The organism is Ornithinibacillus bavariensis, from assembly GCF_018333235.1.
Lineage (GTDB): Bacteria > Bacillota > Bacilli > Bacillales > Amphibacillaceae > Ornithinibacillus > Ornithinibacillus bavariensis.
In genome coordinates this window covers 642,529-669,419 of the sequence record NZ_BORP01000001.1, presented here as the reverse complement: position 1 = coordinate 669,419, position 26,891 = coordinate 642,529, and the positions used below count along the sequence as shown (strand labels likewise).

30 protein-coding genes are annotated in these 26,891 nt (G+C 35.3%); 6 read left to right on the top strand and 24 right to left on the bottom strand.

Annotation, left to right across the window (positions count from 1 at the left end; all coding sequences use genetic code 11):
• Positions 1–14: 14 nt before the first annotated feature.
• The 6 genes from KI338_RS03400 to KI338_RS03375 form a co-directional block, all read right to left on the bottom strand.
• Positions 15–2,261 carry a penicillin-binding protein gene (locus KI338_RS03400; RefSeq protein WP_212919552.1) on the bottom strand — a complete coding sequence of 749 codons (2,247 nt, stop codon included), beginning with the start codon at positions 2,259–2,261 and terminating at the stop codon, positions 15–17.
• Positions 2,262–2,276: 15 nt separating this feature from the next.
• Complete coding sequence (gene ftsL / locus KI338_RS03395) at positions 2,277–2,645, bottom strand: cell division protein FtsL (protein ID WP_212919551.1); 369 nt, start codon at positions 2,643–2,645, stop codon at positions 2,277–2,279.
• Positions 2,645–3,622 (bottom strand): 16S rRNA (cytosine(1402)-N(4))-methyltransferase RsmH, encoded by a 978-nt coding sequence (gene rsmH / locus KI338_RS03390; RefSeq protein ID WP_212919550.1) that lies wholly within the window; start codon positions 3,620–3,622, stop codon positions 2,645–2,647. The genes ftsL and rsmH overlap by 1 nt, the downstream gene beginning before the upstream one ends.
• 32 nt (positions 3,623–3,654) lie before the next feature.
• Entirely contained in the window at positions 3,655–4,086 is a 432-nt protein-coding gene (gene mraZ, locus KI338_RS03385) for a division/cell wall cluster transcriptional repressor MraZ (RefSeq protein ID WP_212919549.1), read from the bottom strand.
• Positions 4,087–4,312: 226 nt separating this feature from the next.
• A complete protein-coding gene (gene bshC, locus KI338_RS03380) occupies positions 4,313–5,923 on the bottom strand; it encodes a bacillithiol biosynthesis cysteine-adding enzyme BshC (RefSeq protein WP_212919548.1) in 1,611 nt (536 codons plus the stop codon).
• An 88-nt stretch (positions 5,924–6,011) separates the two neighbouring features.
• Positions 6,012–6,392: a DUF3397 domain-containing protein gene (locus KI338_RS03375; protein ID WP_212919547.1), complete on the bottom strand. Its 381-nt coding sequence runs from the start codon at positions 6,390–6,392 to the stop codon at positions 6,012–6,014.
• 188 nt (positions 6,393–6,580) lie between these two features.
• Here KI338_RS03375 and KI338_RS03370 point away from each other — a divergent pair, with 188 nt between their 5' ends.
• Positions 6,581–7,060, top strand: a complete 480-nt coding sequence (locus KI338_RS03370; protein ID WP_212919546.1) for an N-acetyltransferase — start codon at positions 6,581–6,583, stop codon at positions 7,058–7,060.
• A 127-nt stretch (positions 7,061–7,187) separates the two neighbouring features.
• Here the strand turns inward: KI338_RS03370 and KI338_RS03365 are convergent, their stop codons facing one another.
• From KI338_RS03365 to KI338_RS03350, 4 genes are all read right to left on the bottom strand, one after another.
• A complete protein-coding gene (locus tag KI338_RS03365; RefSeq protein ID WP_212919545.1) occupies positions 7,188–7,673 on the bottom strand; it encodes an RsfA family transcriptional regulator in 486 nt (161 codons plus the stop codon).
• 90 nt (positions 7,674–7,763) lie between these two features.
• Positions 7,764–8,525, bottom strand: coding sequence for an enoyl-CoA hydratase/isomerase family protein (locus tag KI338_RS03360; protein WP_244853320.1), 762 nt, complete (start codon positions 8,523–8,525; stop codon positions 7,764–7,766).
• 84 nt (positions 8,526–8,609) lie between these two features.
• Positions 8,610–8,783 carry a 50S ribosomal protein L32 gene (gene rpmF, locus KI338_RS03355; RefSeq protein WP_212919544.1) on the bottom strand — a complete coding sequence of 58 codons (174 nt, stop codon included), beginning with the start codon at positions 8,781–8,783 and terminating at the stop codon, positions 8,610–8,612.
• Between the two features lie 47 nt (positions 8,784–8,830).
• On the bottom strand, positions 8,831–9,358 hold the full coding sequence (locus tag KI338_RS03350) for a YceD family protein (protein ID WP_212919543.1): 528 nt from the start codon (positions 9,356–9,358) through the stop codon (positions 8,831–8,833).
• Positions 9,359–9,606: 248 nt separating this feature from the next.
• Here KI338_RS03350 and KI338_RS03345 point away from each other — a divergent pair, with 248 nt between their 5' ends.
• Complete coding sequence (locus KI338_RS03345) at positions 9,607–10,821, top strand: nucleotidyltransferase (RefSeq protein ID WP_212919542.1); 1,215 nt, start codon at positions 9,607–9,609, stop codon at positions 10,819–10,821.
• Between the two features lie 76 nt (positions 10,822–10,897).
• Here KI338_RS03345 and KI338_RS03340 read toward each other — a convergent pair whose 3' ends face one another.
• The gene (locus KI338_RS03340) at positions 10,898–11,920 is read right to left on the bottom strand and encodes a SepM family pheromone-processing serine protease (RefSeq protein ID WP_212919541.1); all 1,023 of its coding nucleotides are present in this window, start codon (positions 11,918–11,920) and stop codon (positions 10,898–10,900) included.
• 219 nt (positions 11,921–12,139) lie between these two features.
• On the opposite strand from KI338_RS03340, the gene spoVV reads away from it, so the two are divergent.
• Positions 12,140–13,348: a dipicolinic acid transporter SpoVV gene (gene spoVV, locus KI338_RS03335; protein WP_212919540.1), complete on the top strand. Its 1,209-nt coding sequence runs from the start codon at positions 12,140–12,142 to the stop codon at positions 13,346–13,348.
• A gap of 46 nt (positions 13,349–13,394) precedes the next feature.
• On the opposite strand, the gene coaD is transcribed toward spoVV, so the two are convergent.
• The 7 genes from coaD to KI338_RS03300 form a co-directional block, all read right to left on the bottom strand.
• Positions 13,395–13,880, bottom strand: a complete 486-nt coding sequence (coaD, locus tag KI338_RS03330) for a pantetheine-phosphate adenylyltransferase (RefSeq protein WP_212919539.1) — start codon at positions 13,878–13,880, stop codon at positions 13,395–13,397.
• 21 nt (positions 13,881–13,901) lie between these two features.
• Positions 13,902–14,459: a 16S rRNA (guanine(966)-N(2))-methyltransferase RsmD gene (rsmD, locus tag KI338_RS03325; protein ID WP_212919538.1), complete on the bottom strand. Its 558-nt coding sequence runs from the start codon at positions 14,457–14,459 to the stop codon at positions 13,902–13,904.
• 550 nt (positions 14,460–15,009) lie between these two features.
• A complete protein-coding gene (locus KI338_RS03320) occupies positions 15,010–15,285 on the bottom strand; it encodes a YlbG family protein (RefSeq protein ID WP_212919537.1) in 276 nt (91 codons plus the stop codon).
• Positions 15,286–15,361: 76 nt separating this feature from the next.
• Positions 15,362–15,802: a YlbF/YmcA family competence regulator gene (locus tag KI338_RS03315; protein WP_212919536.1), complete on the bottom strand. Its 441-nt coding sequence runs from the start codon at positions 15,800–15,802 to the stop codon at positions 15,362–15,364.
• A 54-nt stretch (positions 15,803–15,856) separates the two neighbouring features.
• Entirely contained in the window at positions 15,857–16,090 is a 234-nt protein-coding gene (locus KI338_RS03310; protein WP_212920035.1) for a YlbE-like family protein, read from the bottom strand.
• Between the two features lie 8 nt (positions 16,091–16,098).
• Entirely contained in the window at positions 16,099–16,494 is a 396-nt protein-coding gene (locus KI338_RS03305; RefSeq protein WP_212919535.1) for a YlbD family protein, read from the bottom strand.
• 249 nt (positions 16,495–16,743) lie between these two features.
• Positions 16,744–17,814, bottom strand: coding sequence for a CAP domain-containing protein (locus tag KI338_RS03300; protein ID WP_212919534.1), 1,071 nt, complete (start codon positions 17,812–17,814; stop codon positions 16,744–16,746).
• 266 nt (positions 17,815–18,080) lie between these two features.
• On the opposite strand from KI338_RS03300, the gene KI338_RS03295 reads away from it, so the two are divergent.
• Together KI338_RS03295 and ytvI are read left to right on the top strand one after the other, a co-directional pair.
• The gene (locus KI338_RS03295; RefSeq protein ID WP_212919533.1) at positions 18,081–18,449 is read left to right on the top strand and encodes a YugN family protein; all 369 of its coding nucleotides are present in this window, start codon (positions 18,081–18,083) and stop codon (positions 18,447–18,449) included.
• Positions 18,450–18,629: 180 nt separating this feature from the next.
• Complete coding sequence (gene ytvI / locus KI338_RS03290; protein WP_212919532.1) at positions 18,630–19,673, top strand: sporulation integral membrane protein YtvI; 1,044 nt, start codon at positions 18,630–18,632, stop codon at positions 19,671–19,673.
• Positions 19,674–19,710: 37 nt separating this feature from the next.
• On the opposite strand, the gene KI338_RS03285 is transcribed toward ytvI, so the two are convergent.
• From KI338_RS03285 to coxB, 6 genes are all read right to left on the bottom strand, one after another.
• Positions 19,711–20,166 (bottom strand): DUF420 domain-containing protein, encoded by a 456-nt coding sequence (locus KI338_RS03285; protein ID WP_212919531.1) that lies wholly within the window; start codon positions 20,164–20,166, stop codon positions 19,711–19,713.
• 66 nt (positions 20,167–20,232) lie between these two features.
• Positions 20,233–21,150 (bottom strand): cytochrome c oxidase assembly factor CtaG, encoded by a 918-nt coding sequence (gene ctaG, locus KI338_RS03280; protein WP_212919530.1) that lies wholly within the window; start codon positions 21,148–21,150, stop codon positions 20,233–20,235.
• A 153-nt stretch (positions 21,151–21,303) separates the two neighbouring features.
• Positions 21,304–21,618, bottom strand: a complete 315-nt coding sequence (ctaF, locus tag KI338_RS03275) for a cytochrome c oxidase subunit IVB (RefSeq protein ID WP_212919529.1) — start codon at positions 21,616–21,618, stop codon at positions 21,304–21,306.
• 3 nt (positions 21,619–21,621) lie between these two features.
• Complete coding sequence (locus tag KI338_RS03270; protein ID WP_212919528.1) at positions 21,622–22,242, bottom strand: cytochrome (ubi)quinol oxidase subunit III; 621 nt, start codon at positions 22,240–22,242, stop codon at positions 21,622–21,624.
• 2 nt (positions 22,243–22,244) lie between these two features.
• The gene (ctaD, locus tag KI338_RS03265; RefSeq protein ID WP_212919527.1) at positions 22,245–24,095 is read right to left on the bottom strand and encodes a cytochrome c oxidase subunit I; all 1,851 of its coding nucleotides are present in this window, start codon (positions 24,093–24,095) and stop codon (positions 22,245–22,247) included.
• A 47-nt stretch (positions 24,096–24,142) separates the two neighbouring features.
• Positions 24,143–25,195, bottom strand: a complete 1,053-nt coding sequence (gene coxB / locus KI338_RS03260; RefSeq protein WP_212919526.1) for a cytochrome c oxidase subunit II — start codon at positions 25,193–25,195, stop codon at positions 24,143–24,145.
• Between the two features lie 739 nt (positions 25,196–25,934).
• Here coxB and KI338_RS03255 point away from each other — a divergent pair.
• Positions 25,935–26,891 carry a COX15/CtaA family protein gene (locus tag KI338_RS03255; RefSeq protein ID WP_212919525.1) on the top strand — a complete coding sequence of 319 codons (957 nt, stop codon included), beginning with the start codon at positions 25,935–25,937 and terminating at the stop codon, positions 26,889–26,891.

The window sequence follows — 26,891 nt, the reverse complement described above, 5'->3', positions numbered from 1 at the left end:
TTTTCTATGGTAAACTATTCAAATGTGTCGTTAGATTGTGCTTGATTGTTTTTACTATTATCGTTTGGTTTCGTTTTCTTTACTTCCATTGGCGTTTTCAGTTCTACTCCTAGATAACTATTTTCTCCTAGTTTAGTGCCCTCCGGAATACTTTGTGAGGTAACATATCCGTTTCCAATAATTTCTGTCTTAAGTCCTACCATTTCTCCTAGCTTTAGAACATCTCGCTGTGACCAGCCAATAATGTTTGGCATGGCAGGATCGTTAGTAAGAAGTAAAACACGCTCATTCGGTAAGACTTTATTGCCCTCTTCTACACTCAACTTCACAACCTTATTACCAGATCCAATCACACTATAGCTTACTTTCGCAGAATTTAAAATACCTTTAACTTCTTCTGTAGATTTATTGATTAAATTAGGAATCTTATAATCTGATACCTCGGTTATCTCACCTTTATCAGGTTCGATATTCCAATAATGTAAGGCATTCTCCATCACATTATTAAAAATAAAGGATACTGGTACTGAACCCGATTCAATTCCAGATTCGAATTCTAGGGTTGGCTGTTTAATAGATACATACATCATTAGCTCTGGATCATCTGCTGGTGCCATTCCTAGAAAGGAGAATACGTAATTTTCTTGACCACGTAAATAACCCCCACCATCTGGATTAGGAATCTGAGCTGTACCAGTCTTACCTCCAACAGAATAATCGTCTAACTTAAATCTACTTCCGGTTGCACGTTCCGATTGAACTGCTTGAATTAGTAAATTTCTAACTTGTTTAGCAGTATCCTTAGAGATAGGTTCTCCGACCACCTCTGGTTTATGCTGCTCTATTACTTTCCCAGTATCGGAATCTACTATTTTATCAATAATATAAGGTTTTACCATTTTCCCATCATTGACGATTGCAGTTGCAGCCTTCATAATCTGAATGGGAGTGGTGGTGCTTCCCTGTCCAAAAGCAGTTGTAATTTGTTCGATAGGATAATTGTATAAAATTTGGCCTTCTACTTCACCAGGGAGATCTATATCTGTTTCCTTATCAAAATCAAATGCTTTTAAGTACTTTAGAAACGTATCAGGTCCCATCTTCTCCCAAACTAGTTTACTCGCAGCTACGTTTGAGGATAATGCAAAACCTTCGTCATAGGAGATCATACCCCATCCTTTTCCACCATTAAAGTCACCAACAGGTTTATTGTTTCCAACTTTATATTGACCAGATTTATACTGTTCTCCCCCATTATAAACACCTGATTCTATTGCCGCGGCCCATGTAAACATCTTCATTGTTGATCCAGGCTCAAACGGAGTAGAAATGGCATCGTTATACCAGTTTTTCACATTTTCAGGATTGTTCGGATTATAGCTAGGACGATTACTCATAGCAACTATCTCCCCTGTTTTAGGGTTCATCACAATTGCCGACATCCGTTCTGGTTTATATTTATTATCCACCTGTGTCATGACATCCTCAAGAAGTGTTTGTATCTTTTGATCAATAGTCAAATATACATTGTCACCATTATCTGGCATCTGAATCACTTCATTAGGATCTAAAAGTTTTTTATTATAAATATCTCTTTGATAAGATATATATCCGTTAGCGCCCTTTAACAAATCGTCCATCTCATGTTCGATACCAGTTACTCCCACTATTTCATTTTTTATACCATTCTCTGTTTTGTTTTCCTTTTCTCTAGCAAAACCTATGATATGGGAAGCAAATACCCCATTCGGATAATATCGAGAATTTTCTTTAATGAACTTTATACCAGGTAACTTTAATGCATCAATTTTTTCTTTCGTTTGTATTGATATTCCTTTCCCTGCAGAACCAAATTCTATTTGTGATTGCCCATTTTTAACACCATTATTTAAGCGTTCTAACAAATAGGCTTTATCAACATTTAACAAAGGAGCCAGTTGTTCTGCTGTACCTTCAGGGTCAACTACATGCTGTGGCTCCTCACTATCCTTTGAATATTTATCTGTCACAATAGCATACATTCGAAAAGTAGGCATGTCATAAGCTAGTGTCATGCCATTTTTATCAAAAATCTTTCCTCGTTCTGAATCTAGTGTATAAGTGGTTGTCCTAACATTATCCGCCCACTCGTTAAGTGAAACTCCAGCTACTGAACCTGAAGCTTGAATGTATAAAAAGCGCCCGGATATCAATAAAAAGGCCACGACAAATAAAATCATTAAAATACCCGCCATGGCATGTGTCGTTTTATTTTTTTTCATAATTTATCACCTGGATTAATGATTGTATGAATTAGCCTGCTTTACCTCTGCTGCTTGAATGGTCAAACCATGTTCTTTTGCATATTGTATAATTCTCTCTGGTCTACTTAATTCTTTTATTTCAAAGCCTAGACCTTCGTTTACGACTTGCTGATTAGTTATCTTTTGTTCTACAGATTGTATATTTCGATTCAATGTGTCCAAGGAGGATGAAAATGATACGATATACCATAATGCAACGAGTATGCAGACAGCTACAACAGAATATAATATTTTTTCACCCTTTGTAATCCAGCCCGCTTTACGTACTACTACTCTTTTCTCGACTTGTGGCCGATACGAAGTATATGAATTCTCCCAACTTCTTGCATGATTTGCTGCCATTACTTATTCCACCCTTCCTCATATTTAAAATCATCAGACCATGGGTTCACTTTTTCTACAATTCGTAGCTTTGCTGTTCGTGATCTTCGATTTTCTTCTAACTCTTCATTACCTGCTACGATTGGTTTTTTACTAACCATCTTAAATGGTGCTTCATATTCTTTTGGTATTATTGGTAGATTTCTCGGTGTTTCTTTTGGTGTACTCCATTTTTTAAATGCTTGTTTACAAATTCGATCCTCTAATGAATGAAAGGTTATAACCGCTATCCTACCATTCATATCTACTAGACGCGCAGCTTGATGTAGTGCATCATTAAACGCATTTAGCTCATCATTAACAGCAATTCGTATGGCTTGAAATATTCGTTTTGCTGGATGGCCACCTTTTCTTCTAGCAGCTGCAGGAATTCCTTCTTTTATAATATCTACTAATTCAAATGTTGTTTCTATTGCCTTTATTTTACGATGCTCTTCAATTTTTCTAGCAATTTGTTTAGAAAATTTCTCTTCTCCATATTGAAAAAAAATCGAGACTAACTGATTGTATGACCAATCATTAACAATTTCATGGGCTGTTAATTCTTGCTCTTGATTCATCCGCATGTCCAATTTTGCATCATGCTGATAGCTAAAACCTCTATCACCTCTATCTAGCTGTGGAGAAGAAACTCCTAAGTCAAATAGAATTCCATCTACCTTTGAAATAGAGTGCTTGTCTAGTTCTTCAGTCAAGTTACGGAAATTATTGTGGATAAATAGGATTCTATCCTGATATTGCAAAAGTCTTTCATTAGCGGCATTTATGGCGTCAGCATCTTGGTCAAACGCAATTAATAAGCCATCTTGATCGAGATGAGAGACTATTTTTTCTGAATGACCTCCACCACCTAGTGTACAATCCACATATGTACCATTTGGTTTTATCTGTAGTCCTGTGATGGATTCTTCTTTTAGTACTGTATAATGTTTGAACATAACTACACCTACTTCAGCGATTTCGTTTTCGGTTATATATCAAAATCCATTAAATTCTCGGCAATTTCTGCAAATGACTCCTCGGAATCAGTAAAGTAATCATCCCAATTTTCGCTAGCCCAGAATTCAATTCGATTGGATACACCGATTACCACACACTCTTTGTCTAAACCTGCATAATTACGTAGAGGCTGTGGTATGTTTATTCTTCCCTGCTTATCAACTTCGCATTCTACAGCTCCAGAGAAGAAAAATCGCGTAAAGGCTCTAGCATCTTTTTTTGTGAGTGGGAGTTTTTTTAACTTTTCTTCCAATATAGTCCATTCGCTCATGGGGTAAGCAAACAAGCATTTATCAAGACCACGGGTGACAACAAAACGCTCTCCAAGCTCTTCTCGGAACTTAGAAGGTACGATAATTCTTCCCTTTGTATCAAAGTTATGCTGAAATTCACCCATGAACATTTACAATGCCCCCACTTTCATAAATCAATATTACCACATCCCCCCACTTTTCACCACCATTTTTTTAATATAACGGATTATTATTGATAAAAAGTGGTTAAAAACAAAAAAATAACCGCCTTATAACCATGAGCAGCACTTGAAAACACCTGATTAAATAAGGGTTTTCACTGATACTGCAATGAATAAGACAGTTATTCAAATAAGTGGTGGGAGGTGGTGGGGACTATAGATAGATAATAAAATGCTCTTCTTCCACCGAACACTCTTTACAGCAGATTTCTCTAAAGAAGTCTAATCCATATTCGTTTAGAAAAGGTAACGGATTCCAAACTCTTTCCTGTAAACCATCAGGATGTAATAGATTTTCTAACAATGAGAAATCTTCTAGCTCTTTATGATATTTTTCCTTTAAGGCATTTTCAATTCGCTTTTCTAAAAATTCGATATCCCGAATTAAATAAGCCAAATTTTTATGTGCTAATTCACCAACATCTGAACGAGTTTTTTCAGCTATCTGCAGCAATGGCCGATGGATTTCGGTGATACTACGTTTGATTTGACTTGCAGTTTCGCCTACTGGAGGTTCCATTTTAGCTTGAAACCATTTATCGCGAATAGCCACTACCCCGTGATTAACAGCTACTTCAATTGGTATGTTATATTTTTGCATAATCTTTTTAGCCTTTGGTTCTAAATAGGTAAACGATAGTCGAGGAACTACAGGTGGCATTTTAATACCTAACCCGTGAAAAGCAGGTTTTAACACAGACCAATAGCTAATTTCTCCTGGCCCACCTATAAACGCTAAAGTAGGAAACAATAAGTCTTGCATTAATGGACGTGTAATAACATTATTGCTTAATTGCTCTGGATGTTGTTTTGCCACATGAAGAATTTCTTCCACACTAAGAATAATTTCATTCTGCTTTCCAATCCAATTACCTTCTGCATCTTTGTTTAACAGTATTCTTTCTCCATTCAAATGATAAAATAGATTACCACTTTCAAGTGATACATCGAGATCAATGGTATACCCTTTATTCGTTAATTTCTCAATACTTTCTACAACACCTGCACTGATTTCTTCTTGCTTCATAATCATTTGTGCAAAATATTCACTCTCTAGCTCTCGTACTTGTTTATTACCGGAATCTATTAGGACAAGGCCTTCCTCTGGAAATAGGCGAAAAATAAGCTGCGCAAAGAAATCTACATAATTATTGGAGTGCTCCAAGCAATCTACTATCATGTTATTTAATTCATTCGTAAATTTAGTTTCTGATATTTGATTAAGAATTGTTTTGAGCCAGTCCTGTACAACCTTATGATCTATATCCATTTGCGAAATGGACAACTTTTCGTCGTTTCGTATTGGAAGCTTATATTTTTTAAATGATTTACGCCCCATGTATACATGATTAATTTCTTCAAAATCATGATCTTCACCTGCTATCCAAAAAACAGGAATTACTGGAATACCTAATTCCTTTTCTTGTTGTCTTGCCAACTGAATAATAGATATTACCTTGTTTACCGAATATAACGGACCAGTTAATAATCCCGCTTGCTGACCGCCTACCACTACAACACTTCTAGCCTCTTTTAATCTTTCTATATTCGAAAATGTGGCAGAAGTCGCACCCCACATTTCATTTAATTGTTTAAGCACATGGGCTAACTGTTCACGATTATAGGTACGACTTGATATTTCATTTACTCTCTTTTGAAAATCCAACATACCATAATCGAAATGCTCCATGATGGATAATTTAGCATCACGATAATCGCGAATCAATTTATTTTGGTTATCGATATGTATCGGTTCAATTTGCATGCATTACGTACTCCTTTAGGTGTTCTATTTAAAATTATTGTACAGGATAAAGACCGTTTTTTCATGTAATCTGTTTTGGAACAAAAGGTTAACCTATTATCCTTTCAATAATTCCATACAACACAAGAACGATATAGAAGCAAAAAAATATTAGAAAACATAGTCTCCATGATAGCTTCAATGCTTTTTTTATATCAACCTCTGTATGTTTTTTCCACTGAAAGGTAATAAGTATCGTTAATAATAAAAGTAAAAAAACAATAATATAGCCTATGTAATTGCCATTAAATAAATTGGTTAATAGTACATTTCCAGCAATAATGTGTAGAATTGTGGTCCAGTTTACTGCCTTATGAAGTGCTCTAATTGGATTACCATATACTAATTTCAAGATAAAATATAATCCAACCGTTGCAACAATGGGTATCGTAATAATAAACGCTACTATAAATAATACAAAATCAAACATTTTCTGATATGTCCCTTCACCATGAACGTTATTCCATTTCTTAATTGTAACAAAATATTTATATTTTGCATTTTATTTAGAATCCAGATTTTATAAAGTAGTCTGCATGTTAAGTTTAATTATGCAGGCATTTATATTATAATTAAATAGATCAACCATTTTAGCTTTTGCAAAGGGGGAGCTTTACTATGAATGAAGTTAGTGTACAAAAGCTGTTAATAAACTATAAAACATTAGAAGAATTTAAGCTCTTTAAGGAATATGGAAACCAAGAATTATCGATGTTAGAGGATCTACAAAATAACTTTGTGGAAAATGACAGTGAATCTCCTTTCTATGGAATATATTATGGGGAAACATTAATAGCCAGAATGAGCTTATATAAGGTAGAGAAGAAGTACGATAAGTATTTTGAACCAAGGCATGATTACTTAGAGTTATGGAAGCTTGAGGTACTGCCTCATTATCAAGGTAAGGGCTATGGTGAAAAATTAGTAAACTTTGCAAAATCATATCAGCTTCCTATTAAGACTAATCCTCGTATTAATTCACATGGATTTTGGGAGAAGATGGGTTTTCAGAAGGCTAAATACGAAATGGAAAGAGATTTTGGCCAAAACCCATTAATTTGGCTTCCTGAAGGAATACACGAAAAAAATATTCATTAAAAATGTAAGCTATTTCATTTTTTTATTACAAAACTTTAAAAGTGTCTATCCCTTTGGAGTAGACACTTTTTTAGCTTCATAATTTTCATCTTTCCAGTAAAATATAGTATGATTGCTTAGGGAAGGATTAACCATTATGCTTATCTTTAATCCACTTCCATAGATTTCCCATCTCTTCCCAAGCATTTTCATATCGTTCCAATTGAGATTTCAATTTATTATTTTCATCCTCTAATTTCTTAATCAGCTTTTCCTGTTCGCGTTTAGCTAAATCTTGGTGATCTGCAAAGGTTGATTTCATTTTTTCAAGTAAAATGATAGCTGATTCGATTGTATCTTTTTCTTCATTCGGCTTCAGATTATTAGAATTCCATAAAGATTTTCTTCCACCAAGCTTTCTTTCTTCTTTGGCTCTCATTATTTCCTGTTGATAATGTTTACGAATGGTAGCATTCCATCGAAATCCACAAGCAGCCGAAGTTCTAGACAATTGATTAGCAACTTCCTTAAAGGCTTCAAGCTGTGTTTTCCCTTCCCGAATATAACGTAGCACTGTTTCAGCTAATATAACATCTTCATCTTCCGTCCAGGCATCCTGCCTCGTTGCATTCATAACATCACTCCTTATCTATTTGCTATCAATGTATGCACAAACTAGGAGTGATAGAATACACATTATGATAATTTTCAAATTACAGGATTACTAATCTCGATTTAAAAATGCCTCTACCGCATGTCTATGCTCTTCTGTTTCCCATAGTGACGCACACTTCTTAACTTCATTCATCATCCTATCCTTTAAACCTATTACTCCTATCTCCTCTAGGTATTGGCTCTTAAAAATTTTCATTTGCTGAAATGATTTCGCTATATACGGAGCTAAAACCTCATCCTTATCCTGCCAATCCTCATTATTAATCAATCTATGCAGCCAGCCTTTCGCTTCCAATTCTTCCGCTTGATATACTGTACCTTCCATAATCCATCGAAAAGCAAAGCTAGTATGTACTCTTTTTGCTAATAGGATTCCCCCTCCCCAGCCAGGCATAATTCCCAGACTCGACTGAATGAACCCAAACTTAGTTGACCGTCTAGCGATACGAATATCACATGCTGTCGCTAATTCACACCCTCCACCAGCAGCTCCACCATTTAATAAAGCAATAGTTGGCACTGGAAAAACGGCAATCTCATGAAGCACCCCCATCATTGTCAATAGTCTTCGTTCCGCCTCTTCCACTGACAAATTTCCATGTAAGTCATTCAGATCACCGCCTGAGCAAAACATCCTATCCCCTGCTCCTGTAATGACAAGAAATTTGATAGAGTCTTTTTTTGCTTTTTCGATAGCAGTCATCAGCTCTTCTGCCATTCTTAAGGAGATAGCATTCCGCTTCTCTTCACGATTAATCGTAATTACACTGTAATCCTTGTCGCTCATATACTGGTACGTAATAACCCCCACTACGTCTCATCCCTTCGATAATTTTTTTGTATATAAAAAAAACAGACCACAAACATTCGGTTAGTGATCTGTCTTCATTCTAGATTAGTTGCTAACAACTTCTTTTCCATCATAATGCCCACATGATTTACATACATGGTGTGGCTTTGTTAATTCACCACAATTTGAACATTCTACCATGCCAGGCACGTGTAATTTTTTATGAGTACGACGTTGTCTTTTAACTTTTTTAGAAGTTCTTGTTTTAGGTACTGCCATGACTTACACCTCCTTCAATTGCGAAAGCAAAAACAATGAAACGATTCTTATTTTTCTTTCTCGGTATCTTTGAATAATGACTCCAGTTTTTGAAAACGTGGATCAATTTTCACTTCTTCTGTTTTTTCGGAAAGTACTTCCCAACCATTTCCCGCTCGAGGTGCATCTTTCTCAAAATCTACCTCATCAGAAAATACTCGAAAAGGAACCTCCAATAGAATATTTTCCTTTATATACGGCATTAAGTCAAGCACTTCTCCATGAATTGAGTGGATTTCGTTATCATCTTCCTCATTGATATAAGGTGAGGTCGTAAAAATCTCCTCTGCCTTAATGGTAAACGGATAAGGAACATCAACAAGAGTACGCGCACAAGGTAATATCATTTTACCAGTAATAGTAAATGTAAAAAAGAATTGATCACCTTGCATCGTACAGCTTCCTTGTACATGAACAGGAGTAATATCGCGAATATCCGTATTCATGGTTGCTAACACAGAAACATCCACTTCTCTTGAAAATTCAAAGGGCTTATTAAAAGCATTTTTCTTTAATTGTGCAATTGTAAATTTCATTGATTTCACCTCAAGGCAACAAGAGTTATTTTAAAAGGAAATTGCTCTTTTGTCAATATTTTTTCTTTACAGTGAAAAAAATAATAGAATTATTCCTTATCGGTAGCATTCCCAAAGGATATTTTCTATAATCAACCATTATAGGTAATAATTATGAATGCTAGTCTGAATCTTCAACAAAAGTAATAAGGCTAAGCTTTTGTATGTATCAGCTAAAAGATAATTTATCTATTATTGGAGGTGTTCATGTGAATGTTTGTGGCTTAATTGTAGAGTATAACCCATTTCATAACGGGCATGCATATCATATTGATCAAGCCAGAGAAATAGCTAATGCAGACTACGTTATTGCAGTGATGAGCGGTTCTTTCCTACAACGAGGAGAACCGGCAATAATGGATAAATTTCATCGTGCCCGTGCTGCCTTATCAGCTGGGGTTGATATCGTCGTTGAGCTTCCCTATGTTTATGCTGTACAAAGTAGTGAGTTATTTGCAAAGGGTTCCGTGCAAACACTACATGAACTAGGAATAAATCGTATCTGTTTTGGCAGTGAATCCGGTGATATCCAGGCTTTCACGAAAGCTTATCACGAATTTACGGAGAATCAAAATCAGTTCCAATTACAAGTAAAACAATCCTTAAAAGAAGGACTTTCATTCCCTGAGGCAAGTAGAACCGCCTATGAATTAATTGGCCTTACTAGTAAAGAGATGGATTTATCTAAGCCAAATAATATTTTGGGTTTTAGTTATGTTCGCACAATATTTGATAATAATTTACCTATTGAACCCTTAACTATTAAACGTATAAACAGCAACTACCACGATACAGAAATTACTAGCCCTATCGCCAGCGCTACTAGTATTCGGAAACAAATATTTGAAGCGCAAACTTCTATAACTGATCTTAAATTTACTATGCCCTCATCTACTTTAGTAGAATTAGATGCTTATCAAATTAAGGCAGGTCTTTTACATAGCTGGGAAGAATATTTTCCTTTCTTACAATATCGGGTTCTAACAATGCCTACTGCTGAATTAGCTTCTATTCATGGGGTAGTTGAAGGAATGGAACACCGAATTAAGAAAACCGCAAAAGAGGCACGAACCTTTTATGACTGGGTAGATCGAATGAAAACAAAACGATATACATGGACTCGAATACAGCGGATTTTTGTCCATCTCTTAACAAACACCAAAAAAGCAGAAATTGAATATTTTACAACACTTCCTTCTGTACCATATGTTCGCTTACTAGGATTCACACGGAAAGGGAGGGAGTATATAAATACGATAAAAAAACAACTAAATGTCCCATTATATTCAAAGCTATCACGGAATATTCACCCTATGCTAGAAATTGAAGAAAGAGCATCGAATGCATATTACAGTATAATACCTACCCTAAAACGCAGTGAATTGCAGAAGCAGGAATTGATAGGACCTGTTCTTCATACATAAGAGGGAAAGCCCGATTAGATTCATCTTTTTTAAAAATGAGTAGAAACTAATCGAGCTTTTTTCTTTGTCACTTTCCTTATTGAACTTTTTCTTGTAAATACTTCAATGCTTCATCAAAGGTATCAACTGGAACTATTTTCATATCACTACCGATTTCTTCGGCTGTTTTCTTTGCCACTTCGTAGTTGGAGTCTCCTCCACGTCCACCTTCATATGGTGCGAAGAATATCTCTATACCCTCTTTATCTGCTGCAACAACCTTTTTATCAATTCCACCTATTCTTCCTACATTGCCATCATAGTCAATTGTACCAGTACCAGCTATCTGATGTCCCTTCGTTAAATCTCCCTCTGTTAGCTGATCATATATTTCTAAGGAGAACATTAACCCTGCACTTGGACCACCTATTCCTCCACTGGAGAACGTAATGTTAGGTTTTACTCGAACATCCCGATCTGTTACTAGCGTGATACCAATTCCAATTTGTTTCGTACTCTCATCTATTGTTTCAAGGGTAAGGCTTTTCTTTAGCTGCTTATCCTTCCGCAAAATTGTAAGCGTTACAGTGTCACCTGTTTTTTTCGATTCGATATAGGAGATTAAATCATTGGACTCTTTAACCTCTTGATCATCAATTCCAACGATGTGATCACCAACTTCTAGAACACCATCTGCTGGTGCACCAGATTTAATACTGACTACATATACCCCTTTATAGTCAATTTTTATTTCTTTATTTGCTGCAGTATACGCAACTACTGTGGAAGCCTCTTGAGAGCTTTCCATCATTTGAAACTGTGTGTGGAGATAATCATCCTCGGAAATCCCTTCCGGTCGTATATCTTCTATATCAACAATTTCATGATGTGGCAAAATTTTTGCGAGCGCATATTGTAGTGGTGTTGCTTGCCCGCCTCGAACTGTTACTAAATGAAAGTCCCCTTTACTCTCCTCGGCATTATCCACATGTACGATTGGACTTAACGCATCTGCACCACCTGGTTTTTGAATATAGTATGGCATTTTGTAAGTAGATAGAAGTACAGCTATGATTACAGCTACTATAATGGATAGCAACTGTCCCTTAAAAAGTTTCATTTGATAGACCCCCTTCTTTACCTTGTAACAGGCCTTTATCATACCAGTTTCAGAAATATTCTTTAAGCATAAAAGTCTATGGCATAATTAGGCAATGTATGTGCGTATATTGGTATAGATATTTAAAAACTTGTCCTATTTCAACGATAATACATATCCCATATTTTACTACTATCAAAAAAATAAGTACAGTTTAGCAAGTTTTTAGGAGGCAGCGTATTGAAGCAAATACTTAAATCATTCATGTTAGCAGGAATAACAATTTTCTTTGCATTCACATTAATTAAATATCCAAATGATGCATTAGAGGCAAGTATCCGTGGCTTGGATATGTGGTGGGAAGTTGTCTTTCCATCACTTCTACCATTTTTTATAACCGCAGAATTACTTCTAAGCTTTGGTGTTGTTCGATTTTTAGGTGTTATTTTCGAACCAATCATGAGACCACTCTTTAATGTCCCTGGTGTCGGTAGCTTTGCTTGGATAATGGGAATGGCTAGTGGTTATCCTACTGGAGCAAAAATCTCAGTTAGACTACGGGAGGAAAATCAACTAACACGTTTAGAAGCAGAAAGACTGGTTGCCTTTACCAATTCCTCCAGTCCTTTATTTATCTTTGGAGCAATTTCTGTCGGTTTTTTTCATGATGCTAAGCTTGGTCTTTTATTAGGTGTTTGCCATTATCTTGGCAATACTTTTACTGGAATTTGTATGCGTTATTATGGACGAACTGTGGATAAGTCTACCGTAAAGGAAAATCATAAAATTTCACTTAGAAAGGCCTTTCTTGCGATGCACGAAACAAGATTAAAGGATAAAAGACCGTTCGGTGAAATTATGGGGGACGCTGTACTTAATTCCATTAAAACGCTTGTTATGGTTGGAGGTTTTATTATATTATTCTCTGTTATTAATAAAATGCTCTTTCTGATTGGAATAACACCATGGATATCTTTAGCTTTTCAACATGTCTTTCAACTATTGTCACTTCCATTGGAGCTATCATTACCATTTATATCAGGTCTATTTGAAATTACGTTAGGGGCAAACATGATTTCCAAAGAAAACATTGATCCCCTATTATCAAGCTTAATCACCATCAGTTTCATTTTAGGCTTTAATGGATTTTCCATTCAAGCTCAAGTTGCAAGTATCATATCAAAAACAGATATCCGTTTCTATCCATATTTTTTCGCAAGAATCCTTCACGGGTTTATTGCTAGTCTTCTCACCATTTTTCTATACAAGCCTCTGTATTTAGATAGACAAGTTTTTGATTTAGAAAATATGCCCGTAATTAATCCAGTTGGTAGCAATGGTTGGATGAATACCCTATTCTTTTTGGAAGAAATTGGCCCTATCATTACTATAGGCTCCTTTGCCATTGCTGTAACCATAATATATAAGCGGATACGGAATAATTCCTAATAAAAAGCTAACCTAGAAGAGATTCCCCTCTAAGCTAGGTTAGCTTTTACTTCGATTGATATTTTTCCTTTAGTGCTTCAGCAACTACTACAGGTACTAAATCCGTTACATCTGCTTTGTATTTAGCTACTTCCTTAACGATACTCGAGCTTAGGAATGAATATTGATTATTCGTCATCATAAACAACGTCTCAATCTTAGAATCTAATTTGCGATTCATTGCCGTAATCTGCATTTCATATTCGAAATCACTAACAGCTCGTAAACCACGTAAGATAACTTGAGCATTTTTTTCTTCTGCATAATCAATTAATAACCCGTCATTCGAATCAACTGATACATTTGGGATATGCTTTGTTGATTCTTTAATCAGAGCAATTCTTTCCTGTACAGAAAATAGTGGGGATTTTGCTTGATTATTAAATACCGCAACAATCACCTCGTCAAAAATCTTTGCTCCTCTTTGGATAATATCTAAATGACCGAAAGTTATCGGGTCAAAGCTCCCTGGGCAAATTGCCAATCTAGTCATTACTACACCCCTCTGTGAACATTAATTTTCCTTTTGAAAAATAGTAATCGCAATAGTGCCACCATAATTGGTATGTTTCTTCATCGAAAACCCTGGCAAAGTTTCTGGTAAAATATCATTTGCATCATGCTCACAATAAATAACTCCACCAGATCGAAGTAATTGTTCTTTCTCAATTGACTCTATTAATTCTAAGTAATCCACCTTGTTATATGGCGGATCTAAAAATATTAAATCAAAGGATAAACCACGCTTGCCTGCAGCAGATAATGCTCGATAAGCTTCAGCCCGAAATATTTCTACATGGTCATTTAGCTTTAGCATACTAACATTTTCTCTTACGGTTTGAATGGCTTTAGGATGTTTATCGACAAAAACACATGTCTCCATTCCGCGACTTAATGCTTCGATTCCTAATGAACCGCTTCCTGCAAATAAATCTAAGCAACTACCACCTTGAAAAAAAGGACCAAGTATTTGAAATACTGCTTCTTTAACCTTATCTGTTGTTGGTCTTGTATCCTTACCTGGTACAGCTTTTAATTGTCTTCCTTTATGTATTCCCGCTATCACACGCATTATTAACACCTCACGACTACCATCATTACGTTTCCATCCTACCATAAAGGAAATAGATTAGAAAACAGAAACATTTCATAGAAAAAAATAGGGAACTGATGTATATTATTTTTTCCAATGTACATAATAGCATAATGGAACAGCTAATGCGTAGCTTGGTTGTTTCAAAACACGGAGAAGACTTACACTTCCCCATAAGTTCTCCTCCGGTTTCTCCTCTCCCTTTGCCTTTTTGTTTTCTACAAGAAAACAAAGGGACCTGCAGAATAATTTCTGCAGGTTTTTTTATTTTCTATTTGAACAACGTCTATTAACTATACTTTACTACCTCTCGGTCAATTAGACTAATGCTCTTATCTCTATTTACAAATAGTATTAATTCTCCATTTCTAGGCTTTTCGGTTATTTAACTTACTTTATAAGTTTACTTAAAAGAAATGCTATCAAGTACCGATATTCTGTTAGTATCAAAATTAGAAACAATTTAGCGATACCAATTCTATACTGATTATGATTATATACAAAAAAACCCCTTGCATATGCAAGGGGTTTAAATTCCCATCTTATAATCATATTGCTTGGCTTTATCTGGCTTTGCATTTTCGTATTCCGTACGAACGAAAGGCTTATAGGAACGATCTACCTTTGAGATAAACGGGTATTTTAGTAATTTCTTTTCAATTTCTTCAATTTCGTCTTGTTCCACATACATTACGGCGTACTTCATTCTTTTAGATGTATATAATATATGTCCTAAACGCTTCAATTGTTTTATGTTCTTTGTATGCTGGAACCAAACAATTAATCCTTGACGATTCGTTCTCATAAAAAAATCCTCACCATTACAAGTTATTTTCAACTAGTTTATCAGAATACTTTACAAAATACAATGGAGTAGATGCCTAGGATGCCTTGCACCCGCAGCTCCCTCCACTACCACAGCCACAGCCACTATCTGTTAGTGCTGCACCATCTTTTGGTACTTTAATATGATCACTTACACTAAGAGCAATATATTGACTGATTTCATCTAGCAGACCTTGAAAGCTTCGCTCAGCAATCTTATATGCTGCTACTTTATCATTTAAGTCCATCGCACGTTTTTTCGTACGGACTAATTTCATTATCTCGGAATAATCGGGATGATATCTACCAAAACGTTGTACGTCTTCATATAGATCCTTAACATTATTAAAATCCTTTATAAGCCGGTTGGCCTCATCATCATTATATAAAGCTAGCTTTGCATCTCTATACGCTTCATAAACCTCTGACTTAAGAACCATTTTCCCCAGCATCTCGGATTTATCTAGTATCTCGACATATTCAAGGGTAGCTATCATAGTTATTCACCTCCACCATTAGTTTATCATCATTTTGGCGAAAATGAAAAACAATTAATCTTTCATCATTTCTGCAAATTGCAATAGCACTCCGACCATCTGAACATTTTGATTTACTTTTTCAAGCCTTTGGGAGAAGGTTCTTCCGTAAAATCGCTTCGCTTCTAATTCGCATTCACTAATTCTCGAAGGATCCCTAGTTAAATATCGATACCATTCTGGATTATGTCGAATGAAATGAAGTAGCTCCTGGCTACTTTTTACATAATAATATACTTCCTTCTGCATTGTAATCACTAATCCCTGCCCCAACCAAATGGCTGGCGATTATTCATTGGGCGTGCTCCACCTTTAGATCCTTGATATTGATCAATTAATTCCTGAACTGTCGATATAGTACCACTTAATTGATGAATCTGTTTTTGTACTTTTTCAATATCAATATTTTCCGTAAGCTTTACAAGTTGTTTAAATAAATCTGCCTTGCTATCATCCTTCTTAGTTGTTTTTTCCTCACTAGAATCTTTTTTATATACATCCCAGAATTCATCATCTTCACCAAGTAAGGACCATTTTTCATAATATTCTTGCCAAGTCCTACCTGTACGCCTAATTTCTTTTCTTAAGCTCGGATGTCTGTTAATAAAATCTCGAAACTGGCGAACAGTCGGATGCAACTGATTATCACTCATCATCATTCACCTCATTCATCAAGCATTCTCAACCAAAATACGATGATATTAACTATTAATAATTTATGCTTATGTGAATGTGACTGTGCATAATGCCTAATCCCAGGAAAGCAAAAGACGAAGACAATAGTATTTAGTCAAGATTAAATCCGATAAGTATAGTACAAACACCACACCGAAAATATAGTATACTTATTCTTCGCTCAGTCAACCCGTTCCCTGGGACTTAGCCTCCCTGTAGATTAACCGTTAAAAAGGCTTCGTCAAAAAGTTTTGGGTGTAATATAAATGGTATACCCCTACACCTAAATGTGTATAATCATCATGCAGCAATGCTTCCCGATGACCTTCACTATTTAACCACCCTTCTACAGCGGCAGGGGCATCGATATATTGTGCTGCAATGTTTTCTCCAGCAGCAAAATAGTTCACATCCTCTTTGTCTAACCTTTCCTTCAACCCATCCCCGTTTTGACTATAATGGGAAAAATAATGATTTTCCGCCATATCTTTACTATGCAAAAAGGCAACTTCACTTACTTTATCTTCCCAAACTAAGCTGTCTTTTTGAAAACGATATCGGATAATATTTGTCAAATCAAAAATTTGTTGTTCCATACCATATTCTACTTTTTTCCATTCATCATCTGATAATACTATACTTTCCGGTAATTCCCCGCGGTAACGTAATCCATATGGCCTTTGCTTCAGCAACATATCTCCTGTCATCAATCGAATGGATGATAATTCGTTAGTAAAGGTATCAAAATATAACTGTAAAAATAGATCATTTGTAACTTTTACTAATGGCCGCATTCTCATATCCTCTTTGTCTAATTGAAAGGTATATGACGAAATATCCTGATTATAGGTCACTTCATTTGCAAATTGAAGCTCTGTATTCACTGATTCATATGTCGCTCCAATTGATAAGGGTTCAATCTTGATATCTTTCCCGGTCGCAAATACTGTTACAATTCTATCATCTAAGATACCGAATTGGATATATTGTGTTTTATGGTTAGTATAAACCCACCAAGTATAACCATAACTGCTCAAATCCTTACGTATAGGTTCACCAATTGCCGCTAATAATTCGCTAGTATTTTTACCAATCCACTGGTAGATTTCACCTTGAAATTTTTGATTGCCAATAATATTCTCTGGTACCGATTTATCCGCAATTTCATTTTTCTTCTGCGTAATCATATGACTTATTCTTTCTATCGCCTCATCAGGTTCAATGTCCTTCTTATCTAATATATAAAACGTTATTAGTGCAACAATAGTAAATAATACTAATCCCCTAAAAAAACGCATTTCGATAAACTCCCTCTATTAAATCTTATATTTAACACTATGTTCTACTATATAAGAACATGCATCATATCTATTAAAATAATTATCATTTGCTATAACAAGTTATGACCATGCTATATAGGTAATTATACAGGCTTTGGAAAAAAATCGTTACAATTTAATGGCGGAATGGAATGGCTGTACGTCAAATTTTTACCATTACCATTGCAAGTTATGGGAAATAATACTATTATTAAATTAATGAGCAAAAATGTGAGGTGAAATAAATGAAATTAGAAAATTTAGGAATTGAAGATACAGTTGTAGACCTTAAACCATTAGATCATATTATGGGAAAACACGCATTTATTCGTGCTGGTCAGTGGGATTATGAGCGTGTTACATATGATTATAAGATTGGTTCTAACGAAACAAATGTTACATATTATATCCGTGTTCAAGGATATGCACTAGAAGGTGATGTGGACCGGAAGGATGCTGTCATTAAACTTCTTACCCCTTTACTAGGTAAACATTATTACCCACACGGTATCGAGTATGGCGAAGAAGAGAACTTCCCAGAAAATTTAGTAGAACGGGCAAGAAAGATTTTACAAAGTCTTAGTGAAGAATTACAATCACTTAAAGGTGAATAAGTTACAACGAAATGAATCATATAAGAACCTGGTATACTCTTATTTCGAGGATAACGGGTTCTTTTTTTGTAAACAATACCAATTTATAATTATTTAGTCCTATTCATTGGAATAGTTTCATGCTATATTTTGTATAGATAGTATATAACCATTCCCTTTAATCGAAAGGAGTACAATTTTTTGTTTCGGAAAATTTTTATCTTCCTAATCGTCGCAGCTCTCTTAATCGTAGGATTTTATGTTCTATCATTATCCATACCACTTATTATTGCAGTACTTACAGCACTTTCTTTGAATCCATTAGTAAGGCTAATTCAGAATAAGGTTAAGCTATCTAGAAAATCAGCTGTAATTATTGTTTTTCTTTCGTTCATCATTATAGCAGGTATAGCAGGTTCCTTTTTAGTTACAAAGGCCGTCGGACAAACAATTAATTTTGTTGAAGATGTTCCATCCCATATTAATAAAATAAACAGTATCTATGAAGATTTAGAAAAAAAGTTTAGTGAATATGGTAAAAATCTGCCTACTGAATTTGTCCAAACAGTAACCGATAGCTTTGATAATTACATTAGTCAGCTAAGTGATACTATTAAAGAAAAATTAACGATTAATAAGGTTGCAAAGATCTTTGCGGAAGTACCCCAGTATATTGTTAGTATATTAGTCTATCTAATTGCACTGTTTTTATTTATGCTAGAGTTGCCTATACTTAGAAAAAAGATATATCAATTATTCACAGAGGAAACAGCGAAAAAAGTCGCCTTTATGAATAGTCGGATTAAAAGTGTTATTGTAGGATTCTTTAAGGCACAATTTTTGGTAAGCTTATTAATTTTTGCAGTTTCTTTAATTGGCTTATTTATAATTGCTCCAGATGTAGCGCTTATTATGTCTTTAATTATATGGGTTATCGACATCATACCAATTATCGGCTCCATCATCATACTTGGACCATGGGCACTAATTATGTTTTTAGCAGGTGATGTTCAAACCGGTATCGAATTATCTATTCTAGCAATCATATTATTAGCGATTAGAAGAACAGTAGAACCTAAAGTAATGGGTAAGCATATGGGACTTTCCCCACTAGCAACCTTAATTTCTATGTTTTTAGGTCTTAAAATCTTTGGTATTTTAGGTTTTATTATCGGACCATTAATCATTATTATTTATAATTCTGCACGAGAAGCAGAAATTATCCGTATTAATATTAAAATATAAAAAAAATGTGATAGCTAATTCGCTATCACATTTTTAATTATGTACCCAATATTGCTTTAATTAAGCTCGTGGTTTGACCACCATGAAAAAACACATAAAGCAATAAATAAACTGCGATACCTGTTATCGCACTACCAAACCATATAACAGCAGTTATAGGGCCGATTTTTCGATGCTTCGAGATTTTCCGTTTAAATGCCAAATATAATGTAACAATCCCGAAGACCGCACCGGTAGTCGCTAAAAAGATATGGAATATTAAAAATATCGTATAATAAATTTTTATGTTTTCCGGACCACCAAAGCTAGTGTTCCCCGCAAATACTGTACGAGACATATAAATAATAAAAAACAATAGTGCACTAATTGCAGCAGCAATCATCACTCTCTTATGAGCTTTTGGTTTATTGGTTACAATAAGTCTCCAACCAATTGCTACTAGAATAGCGCTTAATAAGATAAAAGACGTACTTAATGTAGGTAAGATTTCCATCTATTGTATTTCCCTCCCTAATTATAAAAAAGAGATGAAAAGGAGGTTCTATCCCTCCTTTCCGCTCTAACTTCCTTCATGTATTGGTTTTGGTGGAAGTGGATCAATCTTTAATGTTTCAGGACTGAACCAAGCATAAAATACTTTTGCTAAGATGATTCCATAGGTAATTTCCTGCATTATTTTCATGATAATTCCACCAAGCTGTTGATCCTCTAATGTGCTTAGAGCAGAAAACATTTCGGGACCCGACAACTGGATGGTCGACGCAAGACCATTTAATACATCACCAGGTACACACAATGCTAAAGCTTGAAGCCAAGCGCCACTAGAGCTATATGCAGCATAAAGTGGGACATCTGAGAAAATTATAAGAACACAAGCAGGTGTTATAAGAACACTATTACCAAAAATATAAAATATTTTTACTAGTGGATGCTTAATTGGACCAAACTCTTCTACTGGTGACATGACTGGAAACCAAACTAAAAAACCAAAAATTAAAAGTACTAAATGAATCGCAATATGTGCAACATCCGACGATTTTGTCAAATCAAAGATGGACGGTAAATGATAGAATGAAAAAGCTCCGTTAAAAAGCACAATTGCGATAAGAGGAAAGGTCAATACTTTTAGAATTGGTTTTACCACTGGTTTTAATAAAATCCTCTCCCATATCCATTTAGGAATTCCTTTTATCATTAAAATTGGAAATACCAATATGTATATTGCCATTTGCGCCATATGTGCGGAAAGCATAATATGGGTTAACAAATCCACTGGAGATCCCTTTACAATATAAAGTAAGAATAAACCTATATAAAAGAACCAGTATTGTTTTATGGTCGGTTTATCTACAACTCCAAATTTATGTCGAAGTGGACCTGTAATTAAATAGTAAGCAACACCTAAAGCAACAACAAATAAAAAGAAATATGGGCTCCATAATGCACGGAAACCAAAAATTTGTAAATTAAGCCACATGCTATTCACTCCATAGATATCCTATTATATACCTTTTCATTATAACCTATTTGATAGACTGAAACACAAAGATTATGTGACAACTTTTTAACTCTCAAAAAGTTTATATAATAACCTCATTAAAAAAGACCGGAGTTTCCCCCGGTCTTTATTTTACCACCATATTACTAAAGTAAGAGCCATCACAGTTAGGAATGCGGCCCATACGCCACCATATATCATGACTGCAGCCATTCCATGTCCTTTATCTTTCAAGTGCATGAAATAATAAAACTGAAATCCTACTTGAATTAAAGCTAGTACTAGTAATAATGGGATAGCAACCATCTTGCTCATCATCTCTGTTCCTACAATCAGAAAAGCTAGGATTGTAAAGATAATCATTAAGGCAAATGTGATAAGTTGCTTTTTCATTTCCTCTTTACTTTGTTGTTTATGAAATTCATTGGATTTGGTGTTTTCTGCCATAACTTATCCCACCTTTCCCATTAGGTAAACAACCGTAAAGATGAATACCCAAACAACGTCAATAAAGTGCCAATATAAACTGAATGTATTGAACTTTGGTGCATTGTACAGATTTAAGCCACGTTTTGCATTTCTAATCATTAATGCTGATAACCAGCAAAGACCAAACAATACGTGCCCACCATGGAAACCAACTAATGTATAGAATGCAGAACCAAATGCTGAAGATCGGAATGTGAATTCAAAGCTATGAATGTAATGGTAGAACTCATAAATTTCACAGCCTAAGAATCCTACACCAAGTAGACCTGTAATTCCTAGCCAAAGCATCATCTTCTTAAAATTATTATTTTTCATATGATACATTGCATAAACACTTGTTAAAGAACTAGTAAGTAATAGCATTGTCATAAGAAAAACTAATTCAAGTCCGAAGAGCTCTTGTGATGACGGACCTCCTGCAGTTGAATTTTTTAACGCAAGGTACGTACCAAAAAGGCTGGCAAATAATACTGTTTCTCCACCTAAGAAAAACCATAACCCTAGGAATTTATTTTTCCCTTCAAGCGTTGCCTTTTCTGGGTGTTGTGGCATATTTTCAGGAGTTAAGGAGTGATCTGCCATTATTAATCAGCCTCCCTTTCAAGTTCTTCTTTGTGAATATGGTAACCATGATCATCCTTCAATGATCTAATTAACATACACACTAATGCAAGCGCCATACCACCAAATAGTAGGATATACGCTAAATTATTGTCCATATGATAAATAAAGCCAAGTCCAGCAATAAAGAAGCCTACAGACATAATAAATGGTAGGATAGAACCATTTGGCATATGAATGTCACCGATTGGTTCTGCTGGAGTTAATTTACCATTTCCTTCTGTCTTTTCAATCCATAGAGGATCAAGACCACGAACTAATGGAAGCTGCTTAAAGTTGTAATGTGGCACTGGTGTAGCTACAGCCCATTCTAATGTACGTGCATCCCAAGGATCATGTGGTGCTGGTTTTCCTTTAATACCACTGTAAATTGCATTAATTACAAATACAATTACACCAAATGCCATGAAGAATGCTCCGATACTACTAATTAAGTTTCCAAGGTCTAGTTCTTGATTCTTTAAGAATACCCAGTAACGACGTGGCATACCCATTAGACCTAAGAAATGTTGGATAAAGAATGTTAAATGGAATCCGATAAAGAATGTCCAGAAAGCAAGCTTACCTAGTTTTTCATTTAGAATTCTATTGAACATAAGCGGCCACCAATAATGTAGTGCAGCCAAAATTCCAAATACAGTTCCACCAACAATTACATAGTGGAAGTGAGCAATTACAAAGTATGTGTCATGATATTGGTAATCTGCTACAGATGTTGCAACCATGACACCAGTCATTCCCCCAATCGTAAAGGAAGGGATAAATGCTAATGACCATAACATTGCAGAGTTAATGGTAATATTACCTCCCCATAGGGTGAGTAACCAGTTAAAGATTTTAATACCAGTCGGTACAGCAATCGCCATTGTTGCAACCGCAAAGATGGAGTTAGCAACAGGTCCCATACCTACTGTAAACATATGGTGTGCCCAAACCATGAATCCTAAAAATGCAATTAAAATGGTAGCAAATACCATTGCAGTGTAACCGAATAAACGTTTCTTAGAGAATGTAGCAAAAATTTCACTAAAAATACCAAACGCTGGCAGAATTAAGATATACACTTCTGGGTGTCCAAAAATCCAGAATAAGTGTTGCCATATAATGGAGTTACCTCCAAGAGCAACATCAAAAAACGCCGAGCCAAACATACGGTCAAACATCATTAAGAATAGTCCAACAGTTAACGCTGGGAATGCAAATAATATTAATACACTTGCAACAAACGTAGTCCATGAGAACAACGGCATACGCATAAATGTCATACCTGGTGCACGCATATTTACAATAGTGACTAGGAAGTTAATACCCCCCATTAATGTACCGGCACCAGATATTTGCAGACCTAAAACGTAATAGTCTACGCCATGTCCTGGCGAAAGCGTGGAGAGTGGTGCATATCCTGTCCAACCTGCATCTGGAGCACCAGTTAACCAACTTACATTTAGCATGATTCCACCAAATAAGAATAACCAAAAACCTAAAGCGTTAACAAAAGGAAATGCCACGTCACGTGCCCCAATTTGTAGTGGCATGACCGCGTTCATTAACCCTAGTAAGAGCGGCATGGCCGCGAAGAAAATCATGGTAGTACCATGCATTGTAATCATTTCATTATATAAACCAGCGGAAATAAAGTCATTCTCTGGTTTTATTAATTGAATACGAATAATCATAGCCTCTATTCCACCAAGTAGGAAAAAGAAACCTCCACCATAAAGATAAAGTTTACCAATCTTTTTATGGTCAACAGTGGTTAAATAATCCCACAAAACGGCAGCGAAGCTTCTTTTCTGAGCAATTGCAGTACTCACAAAGATAAACCTCCCTTTTCAATCTCTTGAAACCCTATATCAAAAACTTACTTACCAGCATCTTCTGTTGTAATTTCAGAAGGCTTTAACTGCATTAAGTATTCCGCAATTAATGAAGCATCTTCTTCACTAAGTTTTGGATATGCACCAGTCATCTTGTTACCTGGTTTAATTTTCTCTGGGTTTAAAAGCCATGCAACGATATTTTCCTTTGTCATGTCTTTGACTCCAGCTAGTTTCGTACGATTTCCGAAATCAGTTAAGTTCGGACCTACCGCAACAGGTGAAGAACCAATCGCATGACAGCCTATGCAATTATTCTCTTGGAATAATTCTCTACCTTGTGCAGCCATTTCATTATCAGGCACTGCCTCTGGGTCAACACTTTGCATATCAGCTACCCACTGTTCAAACTCTGTTTTACTAACTGCTACAATTTTGAAATCCATTAATGAATGTGAAGGTCCGCATAACTCAGCACATTTACCCCAGTATACGCCTTCCTCATACGCTTCAATGTAGAATGTATTTTCGTTTTCAGGGTTTACATCTAACTTACCAGATAGTGTTGGAACCCAGAACGAGTGAATAACGTCTGAAGATAACATATTTAAGTATACTTTTTCTCCAACAGGGATATACAAATCCTGGCTTGTTTGAATATCCATACCATCATAATTAAAATGCCACCAATATTGATTACCAGTTACACCAATGTTGATGTGATCCTTCGCATCCGCTTTATCTGCTAAAACAAATGTATACCAAACAGTTGGTACTGCGATGATGATAATTAACAGAATCGGGATAATAGTCCAAACAGTTTCTAGCGTTTTGTTTCCCTCAACCTGCTTAGGAATGAAGTCTTCCCGTCCTTTTCTTTTACGGAAACGGACAAGCGCAATTGTAAAGATAACCATTACAACAAGAAAAACAAATGACATTATCACTGTAGGTAGAATTATTAGATCTAAAGATTTTTCTGCTCCATAACCTTTTGGATCTAATGCAGTTAAGTTTTCCTTACCGCAGGCTGATAAAAATAGCGCTACAAAGCCTAACAGGGACAAAACTTTAAATTTTCCCATCCAACCTTTCATGTATTCATACCTCTCTTTCTATATTTCCTTCCTTTATCATAATTGGAGTAAGGACAAAATAATACCAAGTAGAGATTTACCCCCTACCTCAATTGTAAAAAACAGCGTTCAAGTTGAATATGTTCCATTCATCATAACATACTGTTTTTTCTTCCAATGATACATTAGCATTCCCGTTCTTAAGGAAGTCATTTCTGTTCTCTCCATCTTGCATATCCCCCCTTTTAACTTCCATAATAAGGGACATAGTGAAAGAAGCATACTTAATTAATAACCTCTCTGTTACTATTCCCAGAAAGTATGCTATCTATGATGCCAGATGTATCATGGTTTAATATTTTATTTTACTTACACTTGGGTTCATCTGATTCATCAACGAGTAACTTCTGACTATTTTGTGAATTCTGTAAAGAAAATAAATAAAAGGCTTTTGCCGCCTTTATGATTGCTAACTATTATGTATCTTCCACAAAATTTATATCATTGTTTTTCGTTAAACTCAGAATTTCCCCTACCTTATTTCTAGCAGACAATGAATAACTTTGCAAGGTTTTTTTATTGAAGTCTGATACAACAAGGATTATTTCCATGATAGTTTAACAATTCTGTGTCAAATATCATTTTATTGTCATATTTATTTGATTTATAGTGACGAAAAAGCTTATCATGGAGAGTGGAATATTATCAGAATACAGGTAGTTGGAATGTTACAACAAGTTATAAAGTGAGGAAAATAGAAATGATTAAAACATTGAAATGGCTTTCTGTTTTTACCACCATCGGAATGATATTTGTTTTAATTGGCGGGGCGCTTGTCACAAAAACAGACTCTGGTGATGGATGTGGTGATAGTTGGCCATTATGTAAAGGGGAACTTATCCCTAGTCAGATAGATATGGAATTAATTATTGAGCTAAGCCACCGATTAGTTTCAGGAGGAGTAGGGATATTTCTTATTCTATTAGTAATCCTATCATGGAAGCATATTGGACATATTAGAGAAGTGAAATTTCTTTCCCTGCTGTCCATTATTTTTCTTGTTTTACAGGGGCTAATTGGGGCAGCGGCAGTTATATGGGGCCAGTCTGACTTTGTATTGGCAGCACATTTTGGTATATCACTTATTTCCTTTGCTTCTGTCTTTTTACTTATGCTATTAATTTTTGAAATTGATCGGAAATTTGATGCCGATTCCTTACATATTAAAAAGAAGCACCGAATAGAAATATACGCACTGACAGGCTATACTTTGTTAGTAGTTTATACAGGGGCGTTAGTTCGGCACGTAAATGCAAACTTAGTTTGTGGTGATTGGCCATTTTGTACCAATTCGTCTCCATTAGATTTTGGCTCCTATAGCTTTGAACAGTGGGTACAAATGGGACATCGACTTGCTGCGGGAATATTATTTATTTGGACACTTAGCTTATTTATTCGGATTCTTAGACAATACCATCATAGTAAAGTAATGACCTGGGGATGGACAACTACGTTTACTTTAATTACTTTGCAGGTTTTCTTTGGTGCCATGATTATCTTTACTATATTAAATCTAATCGTCGCTTTAATGCATGCTTTAGTCATCACCTGCTTCTTTGGTATGTTGAGTTACTTTATCCTTCTGTCTACTAGAAGTGCTGTAAAAGAAAGAAGAAATATAGACATCGAGGAAATCATTAATTCTAATATTAAGTAA

Coding starts and splice junctions, on each gene's coding strand:
- KI338_RS03400 (WP_212919552.1), bottom strand. CDS start 2,261: ATGAAAAAAAATAAAACGACACATGCCATGGCGGGTATTTTAATGATT.
- ftsL (WP_212919551.1), bottom strand. CDS start 2,645: ATGGCAGCAAATCATGCAAGAAGTTGGGAGAATTCATATACTTCGTAT.
- rsmH (WP_212919550.1), bottom strand. CDS start 3,622: ATGTTCAAACATTATACAGTACTAAAAGAAGAATCCATCACAGGACTA.
- mraZ (WP_212919549.1), bottom strand. CDS start 4,086: ATGTTCATGGGTGAATTTCAGCATAACTTTGATACAAAGGGAAGAATT.
- bshC (WP_212919548.1), bottom strand. CDS start 5,923: ATGCAAATTGAACCGATACATATCGATAACCAAAATAAATTGATTCGC.
- KI338_RS03375 (WP_212919547.1), bottom strand. CDS start 6,392: ATGTTTGATTTTGTATTATTTATAGTAGCGTTTATTATTACGATACCC.
- KI338_RS03370 (WP_212919546.1), top strand. CDS start 6,581: ATGAATGAAGTTAGTGTACAAAAGCTGTTAATAAACTATAAAACATTA.
- KI338_RS03365 (WP_212919545.1), bottom strand. CDS start 7,673: ATGAATGCAACGAGGCAGGATGCCTGGACGGAAGATGAAGATGTTATA.
- rpmF (WP_212919544.1), bottom strand. CDS start 8,783: ATGGCAGTACCTAAAACAAGAACTTCTAAAAAAGTTAAAAGACAACGT.
- KI338_RS03350 (WP_212919543.1), bottom strand. CDS start 9,358: ATGAAATTTACAATTGCACAATTAAAGAAAAATGCTTTTAATAAGCCC.
- KI338_RS03340 (WP_212919541.1), bottom strand. CDS start 11,920: ATGAAACTTTTTAAGGGACAGTTGCTATCCATTATAGTAGCTGTAATC.
- coaD (WP_212919539.1), bottom strand. CDS start 13,880: ATGACTAGATTGGCAATTTGCCCAGGGAGCTTTGACCCGATAACTTTC.
- rsmD (WP_212919538.1), bottom strand. CDS start 14,459: ATGCGTGTGATAGCGGGAATACATAAAGGAAGACAATTAAAAGCTGTA.
- KI338_RS03320 (WP_212919537.1), bottom strand. CDS start 15,285: ATGAGAACGAATCGTCAAGGATTAATTGTTTGGTTCCAGCATACAAAG.
- KI338_RS03315 (WP_212919536.1), bottom strand. CDS start 15,802: ATGATAGCTACCCTTGAATATGTCGAGATACTAGATAAATCCGAGATG.
- KI338_RS03310 (WP_212920035.1), bottom strand. CDS start 16,090: ATGCAGAAGGAAGTATATTATTATGTAAAAAGTAGCCAGGAGCTACTT.
- KI338_RS03305 (WP_212919535.1), bottom strand. CDS start 16,494: ATGAGTGATAATCAGTTGCATCCGACTGTTCGCCAGTTTCGAGATTTT.
- KI338_RS03300 (WP_212919534.1), bottom strand. CDS start 17,814: ATGCGTTTTTTTAGGGGATTAGTATTATTTACTATTGTTGCACTAATA.
- KI338_RS03295 (WP_212919533.1), top strand. CDS start 18,081: ATGAAATTAGAAAATTTAGGAATTGAAGATACAGTTGTAGACCTTAAA.
- KI338_RS03285 (WP_212919531.1), bottom strand. CDS start 20,166: ATGGAAATCTTACCTACATTAAGTACGTCTTTTATCTTATTAAGCGCT.
- ctaG (WP_212919530.1), bottom strand. CDS start 21,150: ATGTGGCTTAATTTACAAATTTTTGGTTTCCGTGCATTATGGAGCCCA.
- ctaF (WP_212919529.1), bottom strand. CDS start 21,618: ATGGCAGAAAACACCAAATCCAATGAATTTCATAAACAACAAAGTAAA.
- KI338_RS03270 (WP_212919528.1), bottom strand. CDS start 22,242: ATGGCAGATCACTCCTTAACTCCTGAAAATATGCCACAACACCCAGAA.
- coxB (WP_212919526.1), bottom strand. CDS start 25,195: ATGAAAGGTTGGATGGGAAAATTTAAAGTTTTGTCCCTGTTAGGCTTT.
- KI338_RS03255 (WP_212919525.1), top strand. CDS start 25,935: ATGATTAAAACATTGAAATGGCTTTCTGTTTTTACCACCATCGGAATG.